16 protein-coding genes and 1 riboswitch are annotated in these 17,556 nt (G+C 43.1%); of the genes, 9 read left to right on the top strand and 7 right to left on the bottom strand.

All coding sequences use genetic code 11. The annotated features are described in order from the left end of the window. Positions 1–335: 335 nt before the first annotated feature. Complete coding sequence (locus tag BUB11_RS14780) at positions 336–1,865, top strand: class I adenylate-forming enzyme family protein (RefSeq protein ID WP_073030531.1); 1,530 nt, start codon at positions 336–338, stop codon at positions 1,863–1,865. 175 nt (positions 1,866–2,040) lie between these two features. On the opposite strand, the gene metA is transcribed toward BUB11_RS14780, so the two are convergent. Both metA and BUB11_RS14770 read right to left on the bottom strand, forming a co-directional pair. Continuing rightward, on the bottom strand, positions 2,041–2,964 hold the full coding sequence (metA, locus tag BUB11_RS14775; RefSeq protein WP_073030530.1) for a homoserine O-acetyltransferase MetA: 924 nt from the start codon (positions 2,962–2,964) through the stop codon (positions 2,041–2,043). A 133-nt stretch (positions 2,965–3,097) separates the two neighbouring features. Then, a complete protein-coding gene (locus tag BUB11_RS14770; protein WP_073030529.1) occupies positions 3,098–4,390 on the bottom strand; it encodes a homocysteine synthase in 1,293 nt (430 codons plus the stop codon). Positions 4,391–4,524: 134 nt separating this feature from the next. Beyond that, positions 4,525–4,631: riboswitch (SAM riboswitch) on the bottom strand. A gap of 397 nt (positions 4,632–5,028) precedes the next feature. On the opposite strand from BUB11_RS14770, the gene BUB11_RS14765 reads away from it, so the two are divergent. The 4 genes from BUB11_RS14765 (at position 5,029) to BUB11_RS14750 (ending at position 9,686) form a co-directional block, all read left to right on the top strand. Continuing rightward, positions 5,029–5,805 (top strand): IclR family transcriptional regulator, encoded by a 777-nt coding sequence (locus BUB11_RS14765; protein WP_073030528.1) that lies wholly within the window; start codon positions 5,029–5,031, stop codon positions 5,803–5,805. 102 nt (positions 5,806–5,907) lie between these two features. Continuing rightward, a complete protein-coding gene (locus BUB11_RS14760; RefSeq protein ID WP_073030527.1) occupies positions 5,908–6,426 on the top strand; it encodes a (2Fe-2S)-binding protein in 519 nt (172 codons plus the stop codon). Positions 6,427–6,429: 3 nt separating this feature from the next. Next, complete coding sequence (locus BUB11_RS14755; protein ID WP_073030526.1) at positions 6,430–8,715, top strand: xanthine dehydrogenase family protein molybdopterin-binding subunit; 2,286 nt, start codon at positions 6,430–6,432, stop codon at positions 8,713–8,715. Next, positions 8,712–9,686 (top strand): FAD binding domain-containing protein, encoded by a 975-nt coding sequence (locus BUB11_RS14750; protein WP_073030525.1) that lies wholly within the window; start codon positions 8,712–8,714, stop codon positions 9,684–9,686. The genes BUB11_RS14755 and BUB11_RS14750 overlap by 4 nt, the downstream gene beginning before the upstream one ends. 258 nt (positions 9,687–9,944) lie before the next feature. On the opposite strand, the gene crcB is transcribed toward BUB11_RS14750, so the two are convergent. Beyond that, positions 9,945–10,319, bottom strand: a complete 375-nt coding sequence (crcB, locus tag BUB11_RS14745) for a fluoride efflux transporter CrcB (protein ID WP_073030524.1) — start codon at positions 10,317–10,319, stop codon at positions 9,945–9,947. A gap of 282 nt (positions 10,320–10,601) precedes the next feature. On the opposite strand from crcB, the gene BUB11_RS14740 reads away from it, so the two are divergent. Both BUB11_RS14740 and BUB11_RS14735 read left to right on the top strand, forming a co-directional pair. After that, entirely contained in the window at positions 10,602–11,528 is a 927-nt protein-coding gene (locus tag BUB11_RS14740) for a LysR family transcriptional regulator (RefSeq protein WP_073030523.1), read from the top strand. An 89-nt stretch (positions 11,529–11,617) separates the two neighbouring features. Then, positions 11,618–12,694 (top strand): radical SAM/SPASM domain-containing protein, encoded by a 1,077-nt coding sequence (locus tag BUB11_RS14735; protein WP_073030522.1) that lies wholly within the window; start codon positions 11,618–11,620, stop codon positions 12,692–12,694. 67 nt (positions 12,695–12,761) lie between these two features. On the opposite strand, the gene BUB11_RS14730 is transcribed toward BUB11_RS14735, so the two are convergent. The 4 genes from BUB11_RS14730 to BUB11_RS14715 form a co-directional block, all read right to left on the bottom strand. After that, a complete protein-coding gene (locus BUB11_RS14730; RefSeq protein WP_073030521.1) occupies positions 12,762–13,181 on the bottom strand; it encodes a YueI family protein in 420 nt (139 codons plus the stop codon). 92 nt (positions 13,182–13,273) lie between these two features. After that, a complete protein-coding gene (locus BUB11_RS14725; RefSeq protein WP_073030520.1) occupies positions 13,274–13,744 on the bottom strand; it encodes an HAD family hydrolase in 471 nt (156 codons plus the stop codon). A 45-nt stretch (positions 13,745–13,789) separates the two neighbouring features. Next, the gene (locus BUB11_RS14720) at positions 13,790–15,622 is read right to left on the bottom strand and encodes a HAMP domain-containing sensor histidine kinase (protein ID WP_073030519.1); all 1,833 of its coding nucleotides are present in this window, start codon (positions 15,620–15,622) and stop codon (positions 13,790–13,792) included. Beyond that, entirely contained in the window at positions 15,615–16,307 is a 693-nt protein-coding gene (locus BUB11_RS14715; protein ID WP_084110300.1) for a response regulator transcription factor, read from the bottom strand. Before BUB11_RS14715 ends, BUB11_RS14720 begins: the two co-directional genes overlap by 8 nt. Positions 16,308–16,556: 249 nt before the next feature. Here BUB11_RS14715 and BUB11_RS14710 point away from each other — a divergent pair, with 249 nt between their 5' ends. After that, a complete protein-coding gene (locus BUB11_RS14710; RefSeq protein WP_345788581.1) occupies positions 16,557–16,865 on the top strand; it encodes a hypothetical protein in 309 nt (102 codons plus the stop codon). An 89-nt stretch (positions 16,866–16,954) separates the two neighbouring features. Continuing rightward, positions 16,955–17,476, top strand: a complete 522-nt coding sequence (locus tag BUB11_RS14705; RefSeq protein WP_073030517.1) for a DUF2179 domain-containing protein — start codon at positions 16,955–16,957, stop codon at positions 17,474–17,476. Positions 17,477–17,556 lie beyond the last annotated feature (80 nt).

Genomic DNA, 17,556 nt, shown 5'->3' with positions numbered 1-17,556 from the left:
TATTCCGATACTTGTGAGGAAGGTACTTAAAAACAACGGTTGCCATTGTCTGGCAACCGTTGTTTTTTTACAGGCATCTTTGCTGGTACACCGTGTCAACCGCCCACAGGATTTCCTTCGGCGCGAAGAGCCTGTTGACTAGTAATACTATAATACTATAGCTTAAATTAAAATAAATAATATTCAGAATATTAAATAAATATATTGGCGCGAAGGAGCAGCTAATATATAATTAATATATGTTATGACTCTGATATATGGCCCCTACAGAACGAGGATAGAATTGGTGAGCTTGTTGAGATATTTGGTTCAAGATAGTTATAAGTAAGGAGAGGATGACGTTGAATTTAGCTCAAATGATAGAAAGGAATGTTCGTCGTATCCCTCATTGGTCAGCAGTGCTCTCAGAAACAAGGAACTATACTTGGGAAGAATATAATCGTCAGGTGAATATGATGGGCAATGCCTTAAGAAAGCAGGGAGTTAGTAAAGGGGACCGTGTGGCAATCTGTCTGCCAAATTCCCCCGAATATCTTGTCACCTATTTTGCGATTGTTAAGCTTGGAGCTATCGCGGTACCGTTTAACATCATGTTTAAAAGTTCTGAAGTCTGCTATATCGTCAACAATTCTGAGCCTAAAGTTATGGTTGCTTTGGCTGGAGAGACGATGAACGGTCTTATGAAGATGAGGGAGAAAATACCTTCGATCGAAAAGATTATCTTAGTCGGAGAACACGAGCTGGACAATGTTCTCTCTTATCCCCAAATTATGCAGGAGGAATCAGATGAACTTGAGTTGGTCGATTGTGCTCCGGATGAGGTGGTAACGATACTTTATACGTCTGGAACAACAGGTCAACCCAAAGGGGCAATGCTTACTCACAATAATTTTTACAAGATGGCTGAACTCAATTCTTGTTATGTAGATTTAATCACCGATCAAGATATCTCTTTTACCGGGACTCCATTTTGTCACATTTTCTTTGTCACCACGGTCTTGGGACCGATGTATAAGGGCGCAGCAGTAGTAACTGCACCTCGTTTTTTTCCGGAGAAGGCCTTAGAACTTATCTCTAAGTTCAAAGTAACTCATTTTGCAGCCGTACCGACAATGTATATTTATATGCTGGAAACCTATCTGAAAGATCCCCAGAGGTATAATCTGAGGGCTTGGCGAAATGCCCAGTCAGCTGGTGCGGCAATGCCTGCTGAGTATATTGCCAAAATTGAAGACTCTTTCAGGGTGAATTTCTGTGAGAATTACGGTGCGACTGAAACCGGTTCAACGGCTGCCTATGGACGCTTAGGACATGGGAAGGCCGGTTCCATCGGCTTGCCTTCCGATAATTGGGAGGTGATCGTTGGAGATCAGAATAATCAAAGTGTCCCCCAAGGAGAAGTAGGCGAGATCGTTCTCAAAGGTCCGGGTCTGTTTAAAGGGTATTGGAAAATGCCTGAAGCGACGGAGGAAGCTTTGGTGGATGGCTGGTTCCATACTGGGGACCTTGCGCGAGTTGATGAGGATGGATACATTTATGTGGTTGATCGTAAAAAGCATATGTTAATCTGTGGCGGCTATAATATTTATCCCAGAGAGGTTGAAGAGGTTTTGTATGCCCATCCTGCAGTGTTAGAGGCAGCAGTAATTGGGATTCCGCATCCCTCTAAGGGAGAAATTCCTAAAGCGTTTATCACTTTGAAATCGGATTGTCAAGCGATTGAAGCTGAGATAATTGCCTTTTGCAAGGAACGTATGGCGGCCTATAAAGCTCCAAGGGTTGTAGAATTTCTAACTGAATTCCCTAAAAACTATAGCGGAAAGATTATGAAGAAAGAGCTTCTCAATAGGTATGTTAATATGTAACATTTATAGCTTTAGCTGAACGAGTTCACTTGTAATATACTGAAGAAGCGGCAAAAGAGTTTATGACCTGAAATAGTCGCTTAATGGCAACAATGTTTAAGAAGTTCCTAATAATAGGGGTCGTGCTGAAAGTTTGAGCACGACCCCTATTTGGATATCGATAAATAATCGTTAGTTAACGACCGCCTAAATCATAGGGAGTCTCTTGATAGACATAGTAATTTAACCAGTTTTGGAAGAGTAGACTTGTATGCGAGCGCCAATTGTGAATTGGCGTTTTAGAAGGATCATCATTTGGAAAATAACTTTTTGGAAGAGCAATAGAAAGTCCTTTGGCAATGTCTCGATCATATTCATCTTTTAAGGTTAATGTATCGTACTCTGAATGTCCCGTGACAAAGACTTGTCTTCCGTCTTTGGATACGACGATGTAAATACCTGCTTCGTCAGACTCAGATAAAATCTCTAATTCGGGGTGTATTTGAAGGTCAGAACGCTTGATTTCGGTGTGCCGAGAGTGGGGAACATAAAATACATCGTCAAAACCTCGGAGGAGTTGCATTCCATTCAAACCGCTTTTGTTAACATTGTGCTGAAAAACCCCAAACATTTTCTCGGCAAGAGGGTATTTAGGGATACCGTAATGATGATACAGACCAGCTTGGGCTCCCCAGCAGATATGAAGAGTGGAGGTTACATGGGTTTTTGTCCAATCCAGGATTGCTTTAAATTCTTCCCAATAGGTTACTTCCTCAAATTTTAAGTGCTCAACGGGGGCTCCTGTAATAATCATACCGTCAAACTTTTGGTGTTTGATTTGATCAAAATTTTTATAGAAGGAATCTAAGTGTTCCTGTGCCGTATTTTTAGATATATGTGTGTCAATACGCAAAAGCACAATATCAACTTGTAAGGGCGAATTGCCGAGCAGTCTCAAAAGTTGTGTTTCGGTAGTTTCTTTAATCGGCATGAGGTTGAGTATTACAATTTTCAAAGGACGGATGTCTTGGTGAAAGGCTCGTTCTTCCCCCATGACAAAGATGTTTTCTTGATGCAATATATCTAGAGCGGGTAAATTTTCAGGTATTTTTATAGGCATGGATAAACCCCCTTTTGAGACGTTAGGCTCGATGTACGCGGCTTTTCGAAATTCAAGATACAACTGTCGCACATCGAGTTCGCCTAATATATTTTGGTGCAAGGACTGCGAGAAATAACTTTGCTGCTTGAACTTATGCTTGTTGACTGGCCGCTAGGGCTTGATCCAAATCATACAGCAGATCGTCAATAGTCTCTATTCCGATGGATAGGCGAATCATATCAGGCGAGACTCCTGCACTGCGCTGGGATTCTTCATCAAGCTGTTGATGAGTGGTGCTTGCCGGATGAATAACCAGTGATTTGGCATCCCCGATGTTGGCTAAGTGAGAAAATAGTTTAAGGCTGTTAATGAACTTCTTACCTTCGCTCAGGCCGCCTTTAAGGCCGAAGGTAAAGATTGCACCAGAGCCTTTAGGCAAGTATTTTTGAGCAAGTGCATGATAGGGATTATTTTTAAGGTCAGGATAGTTAACCCAAGTGACTAATTCATGTTGATCGAGAAATTCCGCCACCTTTTTTGCGTTTTCAACATGGCGCTCCATGCGCAAGGGAAGTGTTTCCAATCCTTGTAAGAACAAGAACGAGTTAAAAGGGGAAAGGCAGGCTCCTGTGTCGCGGAGCAAGGATACTCTGGCTTTGGTGATATAGGCAGCATTACCGCAGGCTTCTGTGAAGATAATGCCGTGGTAGCTAGGATCCGGTTGACTCAGTCCCAAGAATTTGCCGTTGCTCCAGTCGAATTTTCCAGAGTCGACAATCACTCCTCCAATGGAAGTGCCGTGTCCGCCAATAAATTTGGTAGCAGAATGAACTACGATGTCCGCACCGTATTCGATGGGTCGACATAAATAGGGTGAAGCAAAGGTATTGTCAACGATAAGGGGAAGGCCGTTTTCGTGAGCAATATTAGCGATTTGCTCTAGATCGGCAACATTAATGAGCGGATTTCCGATGGTTTCAGTATAGAGCGCCTTGGTGTTTTCTGTAATTTTGGAGCGGAATTCTTCTGGTTTGTCAACATCAACGAAGTGGACTTTGATGCCAAGCTTAGCAAATGTATAGGCGAATAAGGTGAAAGTGCCACCGTAAAGAGAGCTTGAGGCCACTATTTCATCCCCAGCTTGGGCGATGTTTAAAAGGGCATAGGTTATAGCAGCTTGGCCGGAGGCGGTAGCAAGTGCACCGACCCCTCCTTCGAGCAAGGCAATGCGTTGCTCAAAGACGTCTTGTGTAGGGTTCGTGATTCGAGTGTAGATATTGCCAGACTCCTTTAAGGCAAATAAATTGGCAGCATGGTCCGTGTCGTTGAAGACAAAGGAGGATGTTTGATAGATTGGAACAGCGCGCGAATTTGTCGCAGAATCTGGGCTTTGCCCTCCATGTAAGGAAATAGTTTCGATGCCTAGTTGTCGTTTCTCAGTCATGATAAATCCTCCTAGTAATTATTTAGAGAGATACTATTGAGTTTAAATTTGCGAGAGGAGTTTGGTTACAGTAGTTTGGATAAATAAAAACGACCACTTCAAGAGAAGCGGTCGTGATGTTATTTAACACGCTACTCTCATCTCTCAGAACCTACGGTTCTGTTGGAATTAGCACCTCATAGCTTATGCTATCGGTTGCCGGGCATCATTGGGCCAGTCCCTCCGCCACTCTTGATAAGAGAAATTCTATATTCAGTTGTCTTGCTTGGAATATAGCTTACTATAAATCAAATTTGGGCCTGTGTCAACATACAGTTATTACTAATTTTTTGTGTTATATATAATCTATTTCTTGGTGAATGAGTGGTATTGAATGCCATGGGAACGACTCCTAATGACATGTGACAGGGGAGACGGTTCCTTTGTCCTGGACAAGAGAACTTGTCCCCATGTCCTACATGTCCTACATGTCCTACATGTCCTAGAGTATTTAAAGGGTAAAAGGATGGGGAAAAGAGATAATTTTTAAACTATTCTGAAAATGATTTGACAGGAAAACCCATACCGTGTTAATATTTTATTGTGAACAATATGTTCTCATTGTGAATTAATATGTTCCCGTGCAAGGAGTGAACCAGTTGGAAACTGAAGAGAAGTACTCAATTAAAGTAATTTTAAAAACCATGGAACTGTTAAAGTGTTTTTCGCCTAAACAAGCCGAGTGGACTGCTAATGAACTGAGCAATAAGCTAAATATGAACCGCACGACGGTTTACCGAATCTTGACAACTCTGGCTTCAGGCGGGTTTGTGCAGTTAAACCCAAATTCTGGGGGGTTCAGGCTGGGATCCACTCTGATTGGATTAAGCTTAGCGCTTTTTGACAGTATGGATATACGAAAGATGTCTGGACATGTACTTAAAGACTTAGCCCAGAAAACTGGAGAAAGTGTTCACCTGACAATCTGGTATGAGGATAGAGCAATGCTGATTGATCAATGGGAAAGTCCTTCCGACATAAAGGTTTTAGTTCCATTGGGCAAGAAGTTTTCCGCTCATTGTACAGCAACCGGTAAAGTATTCTTATCTGGACTGTCAGAAGAAGAATTTGATAGCTACTTGAAAGGAAACGAGTTGAAGACTTTGACTCCAAACACAATCACAGACAAGGAAGAACTAAGAGAGGAGGTTCTAAAGGTCAGGCAAAGGCAGATTGCATTTGATTTTGAAGAATACACTATTGACATTGTGGCGTGTGCAGCTCCGGTTTTTTCCTACGATCAAAAGATTAATGCTGCGATAGCTGTATTGGGACCCAGCAGGCGGATGCGAATGAAAATAGATGAGATTGCTGGGATGACCAAAGATGCAAGTGAAATTATTTCTAAAAGCTTAGGGTATATAAATACGAAATAAGGCTTCGGCAAACCTGATTTACGTTATCAAATATGGGCTAACTATGACGCAGAGGGAGCAATGGAAAGAGCTTTTGGCGATTAATTTAGGGGAGGAAGTATAATGGGAGAAATAAATAGAAGCCCATACGAAAGCACTATTACTCTAACCGTTAATGGTGATACTCACTTATTCAGATTGGGAGAGGGCTGTCACGAGGTCTCTCCTTCTCACACCTTAGCGTTCACTCTAAGAGAAAGGTTAGGGCTTACTGGTACTAAGATTTCCTGTGATCGCGGTGCTTGCGGCTGTTGTACTGTGATGATGGACGGAAAAGCGGTCCTCTCCTGTATGCTCTTGACCGTAGAGTGTGAAGAGAAGGTGATTTCTACAATTGAAGGTTTAGGAGATCCTATTACAGGGTCCATTGATCCTATTCAGCAATCTTTTATTGACCATACAGCCTTCCAGTGCGGGTTTTGTACTCCGGGAATCATCATGAGCACCAAGGCTCTCCTTACAGAGAACCCCTCTCCCACAAGAGGCGAGGTCCAAGAAGCCCTTGCAGGGAATTTCTGTCGGTGCAACAGTCATTATCATGTCCTGGATGCGGTGATGGCAGTTACCCGAAAGGGAGGTTAAGTAATGAAAGACTACCGCTTTATTGGTAAAGCCACTACCCGCAAGGATGCTCTGGACATCGTTACAGGCAAGACCAAGTTCATTAATGATCTTAGTTTTCCCAATATGCTTTACGCTAAGGTACTCAGAAGTCCCTTCCCTCATGCTCTCATCAAGAGTATCGATACTGCCAAGGCGATGAAACTCCCTGGTGTGAAGGCTGTTCTAACCTACAAAGATATTCCTGACTGGATGGGGGGATTACCAAGGCACGTTCGAGTCCTCGACAGTAAAGTCCGTTATGTTGGTGATGCGGTTGCCTTGGTAGCCGCTGAGACAGAGGAGATTGGGGAAGAGGCACTCCGCCTGATTATAGTTGAGTACGAACCCCTGCCGGCAGTTTATGATGTGGAAGAAGCTATGCAGCCTGAGGCGCCGCAATTGTATGAGCAGTTCCCGGGTAACGTCTTGCCCCGGGGAATCCGGGTTTTTGGGCCCAACCCCCTTCAGGAGGTTGTCATTGGAGATATCGATCAGGGAATAGCCGAGGCGGATTTTATTGTTGAAGGAACTTATTCCTATGAGAATATACCCAATCCACTGCCCCCGGAATCTCCCGGAGCAATCGCGGTTTGGGAAGGGGAGGATACCTTAACAGTTTGGTCGGCTTCTCAGGGTCCCCATATCCTAAAAGTTGCTCTTCAGAAAATGATGGGATCCAGTAATGTACGGTCGATGGGGAGTCCTGTTGGAGGGAGCTATGGTTCCAAGTATATGTCTTGGCAGTATGTTTTTCCGGCAGCCGCACTTGCGAAAGCGACAAGGAGGCCTGTTAAGATTTGTTACGGGAGGGCAGAACAATTGGCTGCCTTTACGGTTCGCCTCGGATCTCGCATTCATGGCAAGGTAGGCATGAAGATGGATGGCAGTGTAACGTTTTTGGAAGGTGATTGGTTCGTTAACACCGGTGCCTTCTCAGAAATGGCCCAGGGTATGGTTGCTGTGGGGTGCGGTGAAGCGCAACTCATGTTGAAGTGTGCTAATTGGAATCTTAAACCTAAAGTAGTGTGCACGAATCGAACGGCTTCAGGGCAGGTGCGAGGTTTCGGGGGTCAAGAACTGAAATGCGCCTTGGTTCCCATCCTCACTTTGGGTATGGAAAAGGCTAACATCGATCCGGTCGATTTTTTTAAGAAGAATTACGTAAAACCCGGTGAAGGGTATTATTGGCGGGATGGAGAATGGTGGGTATCCAAGGGAATCGACTTTACCAACGCCATCGAAGAAGGCGCGAGGGTCTTTGGTTGGCAAGAAAAATGGCAGGGGTGGTTAAAGCCTTCATCTGTCGAGGGTACAAAGCGCAGAGGGGTGGGAGTTGGAGTACACGGGAATGCCGATGTCGGAGAGGATGTATCCGAGGCCTTTGTGCGCCTTGATCCCGATGGTAAGGCCATAATCTACTCTGGTTTGGCTGAACATGGTACAGGTCAGCGCAGCAACATCTGTAAGATGGTGGCTGAGATTCTGCAGATTCCTCTTGAATGGGTTTCTGTCACAGCGGCTGATTCAAGTATTAACCCCTTTGAGTTTGGACCTGTTGGTTCGAGGGGAACCTATGCCATTGGGAGCGCGGTAATCGAGGCGGCGGAAAAGGCTAAAAAACAACTATTTGACTTAATGGCTCCCAAGTTCAAAGTTACCCCGGAAGAGTTGGAGACGGTTAACGGGATGGTGTATGTAAAAGGGAAAGACGAAGAAAAGCTCCCGTGGATTGCGGGGCTTGGTTATCATGGCACCTGTTTGGGCCGCGGCCGTTTTCAGCCTGATTTCACGCTTCCTAACTTCATGATGATCTTTACTGAAGTGGAAGTTGATACGGAAACGGGCAAGGTTGATCTGATTAAAGTCGTGAGTGCTACAGACGTAGGACAGATTATTGACCCTCCTTCCCTAATAAATCAGCTCAACGGGTGTCTGGGTTCTGCCGGTATTGACAGCGCTCTCTTCGAAGAGACGGTTTTAGATACGAGGCTCGGGCGCATCATGAATCCAAACATGATTGACTACAAGTGGCGAACCTTTGCGGAACTTCCCGAGATGGAACATGCAATCCTTGAAACCCCCTTTCCCAGCCATCGCTTCCATGCCATAGGGGTTGGTGAGATCGCTCCTTCTCCTGGACCCTCGGCAGTCCTCATGGCTGTAGCCAATGCTATAGGGGTAAGGATCTATGACTATCCACTTACTCCGGATAAGATCTTAAGTGCTTTAGGAAAGATGGATACCCTGAAGAAAGGGGGAAGAGGATGAAAGCCTTTGCTCATATAAATGCCTGCTCGGTGGGGGAAGTGATCCAGCTACTCGCCAAATATCAAGGGAAAGCGAAACTTAACGCAGGTGGGACGGATCTCCTTGGTGTTTTAAAAGACCGTATTCTCCCTGATTATCCTGAACTAATAATAAATATCAAGACTATAACCCAATTAAATTCAATTGAAGAGAATGACGAAGGGCTAAGGATTGGGGCCTTAACACCCCTAATAAATATAATTGCGTCTCCGTTAGTCGAAAAGACTTATTCAATACTTAAGGAGGCGGCCGTAACTGTTGCTTCTCCTCAGATTCGGAATATGGCTACGATGGGTGGAAACCTTTGTCAGGATACCCGTTGCTGGTACTACCGTTATCCTGATGAGATTGGCGGTATGATTAAGTGCTTCAGGAAAGGGGGAAAGACATGTCCTGCTGTCACTGGAGAGAATCGCTACCATGCCATTATGGAAGCAAGGAAATGTTTTGCAGTCTGTCCCTCTGATATGGCTGTTGTGCTAACCGTACTTGGGGCAACGCTTACTATAGCAGGTGGAGGGGGAACCCGAGATATCTCAGTGGAGGAGTTCTTTACTCCCATGGGGAATGTACTTGTACCTGATGAGATGATAACAATGATTAATATCCCAAAGCCTTCCCCTGTTGCCAGCCAAAATTTCCTTAAGTTCACCCTAAGGAAACCCATCGACTTCGCTATCGTAAGTGCTGCAAGTCTTATTACAATAGATAGGGGGATCTGTACAGATGCCCGGGTTATATTGGGGGCGGTAGCTTGGAAACCGATTCGGGTTAGTGAGGCGGAGGGATTTTTAAGAGGGAAAGAATTGACTGAAGAGGTTATAGCTGAAGGAGCGAGGCTCGCTCTGGTCGGAGCAAAGCCCCTTTCCAAAAATGCCTATAAGGTTGATATTGCCAAGACGCTGGTAAAGAGGGCAGTGGCGGGTTGTTGAATGATGCTGAAGAGATAGTAAATCCTCCAAGGAAGAGTTCCTTGGAGGATTTACTTAATATTTACAGGAATTTGTTATATAAATGACAATTGATAGTTGTTTGTAATAGTAAGGGGGGAAGGGACCCTGCATGCCAATTGTATCTGATTGGTTGTATACATGGGGGCGGTTCTTCTGTCTGGATAAAGTCAAGAGAACCGTCCCTGTGTTTTAGTTCGCGTTAACGATGTAACCGTCTTTGAAAAGTATCATTTGGATTTAGAGTAAACGAGCTAAGCCTACTCCTAGTGCTACCCCAGAAAAACCTACGATGATGCTGAGCAAGGTATATAAACCTGCTGTTAAAAGACTTCCGCCTTCAAGTAAGGAAATCACTTCAAAACCAAAGGTGGAGAATGTCGTAAAGGCACCCAAAAAACCGACGCCGATTCCCAGGCGCCAGAGAGGGCTGACGTTTAGTCGTTCTACAAATAATATATGCAAGAAGCCTAGGAGAAAAGCACCCATGATATTAATCAAAAATGTATGAAGGGGGAATCCATGATTCCATCTATTTGAAAGATATATTCCAAGACCATAGCGGGAAAGAGCCCCGAGTGCACCTCCCACAGCAATGACAAGTACAGTTTGCATTACTTTAACCTCTTATCTATTGTTAAACTTGAAAGAATATTTTAAAATTGAATAGATCTATTATATTATTAATAGCAGGTATTAGAATAATAGCTTTTCTTTATTTATAATAATACATTAAACTAATGTTAACAACTATGGCTCCTACCATCAGTTTATTGATAAAATTTTTAATTTAGAAAGGAAAGCTATCTGTTGGTCAAGACGTTGTGGAATCGTTAGAAAAGAAGTATTATTATACAAATCTATAAATGCTGAGATCTAGAAACTGAGGTGTAATCTGTGATTAATGATCCCTTAAAAATCTTCGTTACCATAGTTGAAAACAAGGATTTGTCTCAGGAGGCAGAAGAACTTTATCTATCTCATCCCAATGTCAGTTCGCAAATTCAGAGTTTGGAAGAAGAACTCGGCACAAAGCTTGTTAACAGCTCTTCAAAGCATTTGGAACTTACGCAATCGGGTGAGATATACTATGAATACGCTAAACAAATTTTACTTTTGCAGGAAAAGGCTAAACAGGAAATCAAGAGGATTTCAAATGTGCTGACTGGGAATTTGAAGGTGGGAGCCAGCTATACAATCGGAGAATATATTTTGCCCTTTGTAGTAGCGGAATTTGCCGCTCAATATCCTAAGGTAGAGATTGAAACGTCTATCGCTAATACGAGAGAGATAATCCAGGGGGTTCAAGCTAACTCTTTAGACATTGCCCTTGTGGAAGGAGAAGTCGATCATCATTCAGATATTCTCGTCCGTCCATTGATGGAGGATGAAATCATTTTATTAGTACCGAACCAACATCCCTTGGCAAGACTCCCCATTGTTACCCATGAGCATCTCCAAGACCAAGTGTGGATTCTCAGAGAAAGCGGTTCCGGAACTCGTGCGTTCAGCGATAAACTTTTCCAAGAATGGGGAATCAAGGCCAGAAAATCTTATATCTTTGGAAGTGGTCAAGCCATTAAGCAGGCGGTTACAGCTGGATTAGGAATTGCACTCGTCTCACGTTGGATTGTGCGCAAAGAGTTAAATGCCAAGGAATTAAAGACGATCCGAATTAAAGGAAATCCCCTGACTCGTTCTTTTTACTTAATAGGACCGAAAAATCACGAAACCTCAGAGGCCATGGAAGTCTTCACCGAGCAACTTTTGACCCTGGAGTCCACTACATGGAGGAAATTGGGCAAAAAAGGAATCGTAATTTAATGGGATTCTAATAGTTGTTTGTCTGCGATTACTGAGCTATTTTGTAAAGAGTATAACGAAGGGCTCAGAGTTGAGGGGAGTGACATAGCGTGAAAGATGTAGTTGACTTAGTTTTTCATCCTGCGCCTTCTATTGAACGTCTTTACCTGGAGTTAACCAACCGTTGTAACTTGTCTTGCGAAATGTGTTACCGACAGAAGTGGCAAGAACCCATGGGGGATATGTCGATAGAAGTCTTGAATTCGATTGCCGGTGAGGTGAAAGTTTTCCCTGATCTACAGGAGGTAATCCTTGGAGGGATTGGAGAACCGACGATTGCTAATAATTTTCGACAAGCCGTTGAACTATTCGCTTCCAGGTATAAAGTTTCTGTGACAACGAATGGGACTACGTTAGATGATGAATTGATCGATTTTCTAGTTTCTCGGAAAGTAGCAAAGATAATTTTGTCGGTTGATACGACAGATGTTCAGACATTTGCTTCCATTCGCCATCAAAATGTACAAGGGATCTTAGAAAGTACACGTCGTATAGCAGAACAAAGTGTCAAGGGAGGACCAGAGATTATATGGGAGTTTCTAGTTATGAAAAGCACTCTTCCATATCTGGTAGAAACCGTACGCCAAGCTGCACAATTGGGAGTAACTCGAATCTTTGTTTCCCATGTTATCCCCATGAGAGAAGAGATGCTGGCAGAAACGCTTTATTATCCCGCTAAGTCTTCCGAGATGGATAAAATTTTCCAAGCAGCTATGCTTGCGGGACTGTCAAAAGGCGTGGAGGTAGTCTTGCCCCAAAGCGAGTTGAAAACAGATCGATATTGCAAGTTTGTAGAAACACAAAGTGCGGTTGTACGTTGGGATGGACAGGTTTCTTCCTGTTATCGATTTCTCCATTCTTATCCTGAGTATGTTTTTGGGAGATATAAGTTGATTGATTCTTATAGCTTTGGTTCCCTCGAGAAGCAATCGTTGCTAGAAATCTGGACCGCGCCTAAGTTTATGAGTTATCGTTATAATGTTCTGCACGGGGAATACGCATCGTGTTCTGATTGTAAGTGGGTCGATGGCTGTGACATGGTTCTTCGGGCAGACATGGATTGCTTAGGCCATGCTCCAGCGTGTGGAGATTGCCTTTGGGGACGAGGAATAACAGTCTGCCCATAAGTCATACTCTCTATTGGATTATTGTGAAGATATTCCTAATCTATTTTAAGCGTAACAAGCCCCAAGGTCATATGACATTGGGGCTTGTTACATCAATATTTTCTATGTCAACTGCTTCATTGCTCACTACAACCAATCCGGTCTCACCGGTAAGTTCGGGATCATGAATCATAGTATAAGATTTCCCCATTTCTCGGGCGAGTTCTATGTACTTATCGGTAAATTGAGGGCTCAAGGTTCCATTTATAAGCATCTTCGAGCTCTTTTCATGATTAAGGGCTTCCTTAATTTCTGGGTAGATTAATTTCTCGGCAACTTGCCTTTTTGTTAAACGCAGGATGATGCGTTCGCGGAATTCGCCTAGATAGTTCATTTTTTCGTCGTGCTTTAATTCAGGTATACCATGTATTCCTAGAGCTATTCTTTGGAGGGATGTGTCCTCATTAACCAGAGCAGGTAAAACATCAGCATTAAGTTCGGATTCCATGTGGGCCTCCTTAATATTCTTTGTTACTGATATAATTTACCTTTATCTAGAGGATATGCATTTTGATCACTCTGTTTTTTCTTTTGTGTGTTTCAGAGTCTTAAGGTTGCTTTGAGACGTTGGGTCTCTAGGAATAAACCAAGGGCATCATCTATGTTATTGACAATCAAATCGGCAGAGAGGAGTGCTTGCGTGGAGGCACCCTCGCGGCCGATGACGGCAATGCCCAAGCGGGCATGTTTAAGCATAAATTGATCGTTTGCTCCGTTTCCGATAGCTACAACCTCACGAGTGCCGAACTGTAACATATAATCTGCTTTTTCTTTGACGTGTTCCATGCTCTCTAATACCTTTACCTGAACGGATAACCCTTCACATTGCTGTACCACGGTACCGAAGGTGTCTGAAGTAAGAATATGGATTTCCAGAAAAGGCGACAGACGGCTGATACTTTCTCTGACAGATTCAAACATTTGCCCGTCTAAAGCTAATGTTCCGTTGTAATCAAGGACTAATACTTCAAGGTTCATAGTTTCCCGGCCAGGAATAACAGCTTGAATCATTTCAATTTCCTCCCCTGAATTTAGTAATGGTAAGTGCAGTTTTCACTACATTGGCAGTTTAATCTCTATTTCGGTACCTTTGCCAAGTTCACTCTGAACAGAAACCTTGCCGTCATGAAGCTCGAGCAGGTGCTTGGCTATAGCAAGTCCCAGTCCTGTGCCCAGGCCTTTACGGGAGCTGTCAACCTTGTAAAAACGGTCCCAAATATAGGGGAGTTCATCTGCCGCGATTCCATACCCTTGATCGCGAATGATGATGGAGAGAGTATTGTTCTCAAGAATTCTTGATTCAACCCAGACCAAGGTATTAGGGGGCGAATATTTGATGGCATTGTCCAAAAAGATAACAAATAATTGACGCAGACGATCATAATCCCCTAGAAAAGGAGGCAGATCTGATTCGGGCTGATAGAGAATTTTAATCTCTTTTTGATCGGCAATTGTTTGCAGACTTTTCACGAGGTCTGCAAGAAGGCTAGAGATATGAACCCTGTTTTGGTGAATCATAATTTTGCCGGATTGAAGGCGGGAAAGCTCCATAAGATCGCCAACTAAACGTTCCAATCCACGTGTTTCGGAAAGAATCCTTTGGTGGTAACGTTTGATATCCTCACTGTTTTCAACCATTCCATCGACAAGTCCTTCGACAGAACCACGGATGACGGTCAGTGGGGTTCGAAATTCATGAGATACATTGGCGACAAAATCTCTCCTTAGTTGTTCAAGTCGCTCGCTTTGGCTGATATCCTGAACAAGAGCAACGCTTCCTGTAACCATTCCGTGGTTGTCAATAATGGGAGAAAGAGTAAGCTTAAGTTTTTTGTCCAGCCAGTCTTTAAATACTTGGGCAGGTTTCTTATCTTCCATAACTCTTGTAAGCTGGGCCTCAATCTCTAAGGAATTGAGGTCCTTTTCTACAGCTTCAACTAGATAAGGTTGGGGTCTATTCATAATTTCCGCGAGAGCGGTATTGACACTTATGGGCTTTAGAGTCGTGTCAAAGGCAACGATTCCTTCGGAAATACTCGAAATTATGTCATCGAGTTTTCCTTTCTCCTGAAAAAGTTGGTTGATAGTATGTCCCAGTTTTAGAGCCAAATGGTCTAGAGAGTTACCCAGCTGTCCCAATTCATCCTTACGATTGATTCCCGTTCTAGCTGAATAATTTCCTCGGGTGATTTCCAGAGCAGTAGAATTCATTGCTTTTAAGGGGCGGGTAAAGAGCAGGGAGTAGAAAATCCCCAAGCCAATGGCTAGCAGAAGTGCCACAAAAAGACTGATTGCCAAAATTCCAACTGCCTTATTCAAGGTTGCCGTAACTCCTGTTACAGGAGTATGCAACAACACTGAGCCAATAACTCGGTGGTCGGAATCAACGATAGGAACACCCACCGTAAGAGTAGCTTCATTATAGACGCTGCTGAAACTTTCACTGACGGATTCTTTACCTTTTAAAACCTCTTGAATAACCGCTTCTGCCTCTAAGGGCAGTGGCTCAGAGTTATACATTTGCCCCTGACCCATACCTTTTCCAAAACCGGAATTTTGCCCATTACCATTGCCCTTGCCCATCCCCATCCCCATCCCTGGCTTCGTTGAGGGGTTGCCTTTACTGTCAGTAATCCAAACATTTGCTTCAGCCATGGTATCAAGGAAACGCATTGTTCCAGCCAAACCTCTAATTTGGCCAAAATTCTCTGAGTTTTCGGCCATGACCTCAGCTATGCTTCGAGCGCGTACCAGCATGGTTTCTTCCCGACTGTCAAAGGCATATTGGCGGAACATCTGGATGAATACCAGGCCAATTGCAAGCATGGAAATGAGCATGATTATAACAAAGCTGGCAGTTAATTTGAAAGAAATTTTTTCCCTAAACATGCTTCACCTCAAATTTATAGCCTACTCCCCAAATGGTTTTAATATCCCAGTTAAGGGGTTCATTAATAGAAAGCTTTGATCTGAGCCTTTTAATATGAGTATCCACTGTACGGGCATCGCCAAAATAATCATCTCCCCACACGCTGGTTAAGAGATTGTCTCGAGAGAAGACTTTTCCGGGGTTGGATGCTAAAAGCCAAAAAATTTCGGTTTCCTTCTTTGTAAGACTAAGAAGTTGACCGTTTAATGTCACTTTATAATCTGAAATGTTGATTTCCAGACCGGGGTGACGCACAATATCTTTTCTCTGTTCCTCAGAAATATCAAGGCGCCTTAATACTGCGCGAATGCGAGCCATGACTTCACCGGGACTGAAGGGTTTCACAATGTAGTCATCTGCACCAATGTCCAGACCCATGATGCGGTCGCCGTCATCTCCCTTGGCAGTAATCAAGATGATAGGCACGTTCGAATTACTGCGGATTTCCTTACAAACTTCGAACCCATCTTTTTCTGGCATCATAACATCCAAGAGCAAGAGCACGGGTGCGAATTCATAAAATTTTTTCAAGGCTTCTTCGCCATTATGGGCTATGATTGGTGAAAAACCTTCTTTGGTGACATATCTATGAAGTATTTCCAGGATGTCATCATTATCATCGGCAATTAGGATATTCTTGTTCAAAATGACACCTCCCTCTTTTTCTAATTCAATTGTAGCACTAAACTAAGTATTGTTTGTGACATAATTGTGTCATAAGGAGTTGACTTATATATTTAGGGACAAATAGGCCTGTCGTCATTAGGACATGCGAGTAGAAGCCTTGATTATTCCAGATACAGATATTGACAAAGAAGCAGATGAGGTAGAGACTGGGTTAGAGTAAAATCTGTGCGCTGAAAAGCTGAGGTATTTAGAAAGGAGTGTATGAACATGTTTACGATTATGATGTACATTGTGGCTTCCTGCTTGCTTATCCTCTCATTTATAAAAGATAGAAAAAAGACGTTATTAGCTATGAAGAAGGCCTGGAAGTCTTTTGAAAATATTCTGCCCCAGTTCTTAGCGATTATAGTTATTATAGGGATCATGCTGGCAATCTTGAGTCCTGAGGTTATTTCGGGATTAATCGGAGAGAAATTAGGGTGGTTGGGGATGTTAATAGCTTATGTCACTGAAAAGCTATTGAATGAAAAAGAAAAACAGTACATTTATGATCAGGCTGGTAATGGTGTAGCATGACGGAAATTAGATCTATTCGGTGACAAGGCGGGTTTAAAAAGGTAGAATATAGGGAGACAGATTAAAGCGAGTTGAAAGTGGAGGCTAATATGGAACTTATTCTTACAATCATCGGAATTAACGTGGTCTATGTATCTTTATACACCTTGCGAATGATTTTCGTAATAAAAGGGCAGAGGATTTTGGCATCTGTTCTTTCTGTAGTTGAGATTTTTGTTTATATGACAGGTCTGGGGATTGTCCTGCAAAATCTTGATAATTATTGGAATCTAGCCTCTTATTGTGCTGGTTATGGATTAGGAGTGTATATCGGCAGTCGAATCGAGGAATATATTGCTTTAGGTTATGTGACCGTTCAGGTAACAGTAGATTGTGTTGAAATAGAATTGCCCTCAATATTACGGGAATCTGGATATGGTGTTACTTCTTGGTTAGCCGATGGTAAAGATGGTCAACGGCTAATGATGCAGGTTTTAGCAAAGAGGAGCAATGAACGTAAGCTGCTTGACATCCTCGACAAAAATTGCCCCAAAGCTTTTGTTGTTTCTTATGAACCTAAAAATTTCAAAGGTGGATTTTGGATTAAACGAATGCCCAAACCTTTTGAATAGTGAAGTAAACAGCCCTTATGGTAGGAATCTATCATAGGGGCTGTTTGTATGGGCATAACTAAGGGGTAGAAAATATATTT

It is taken from the genome of Desulfosporosinus lacus DSM 15449, from assembly GCF_900129935.1.
GTDB lineage: Bacteria > Bacillota > Desulfitobacteriia > Desulfitobacteriales > Desulfitobacteriaceae > Desulfosporosinus > Desulfosporosinus lacus.
Note: the sequence above shows the minus strand (reverse complement) of the source record. Positions and strands in the feature narration are given on the sequence as shown.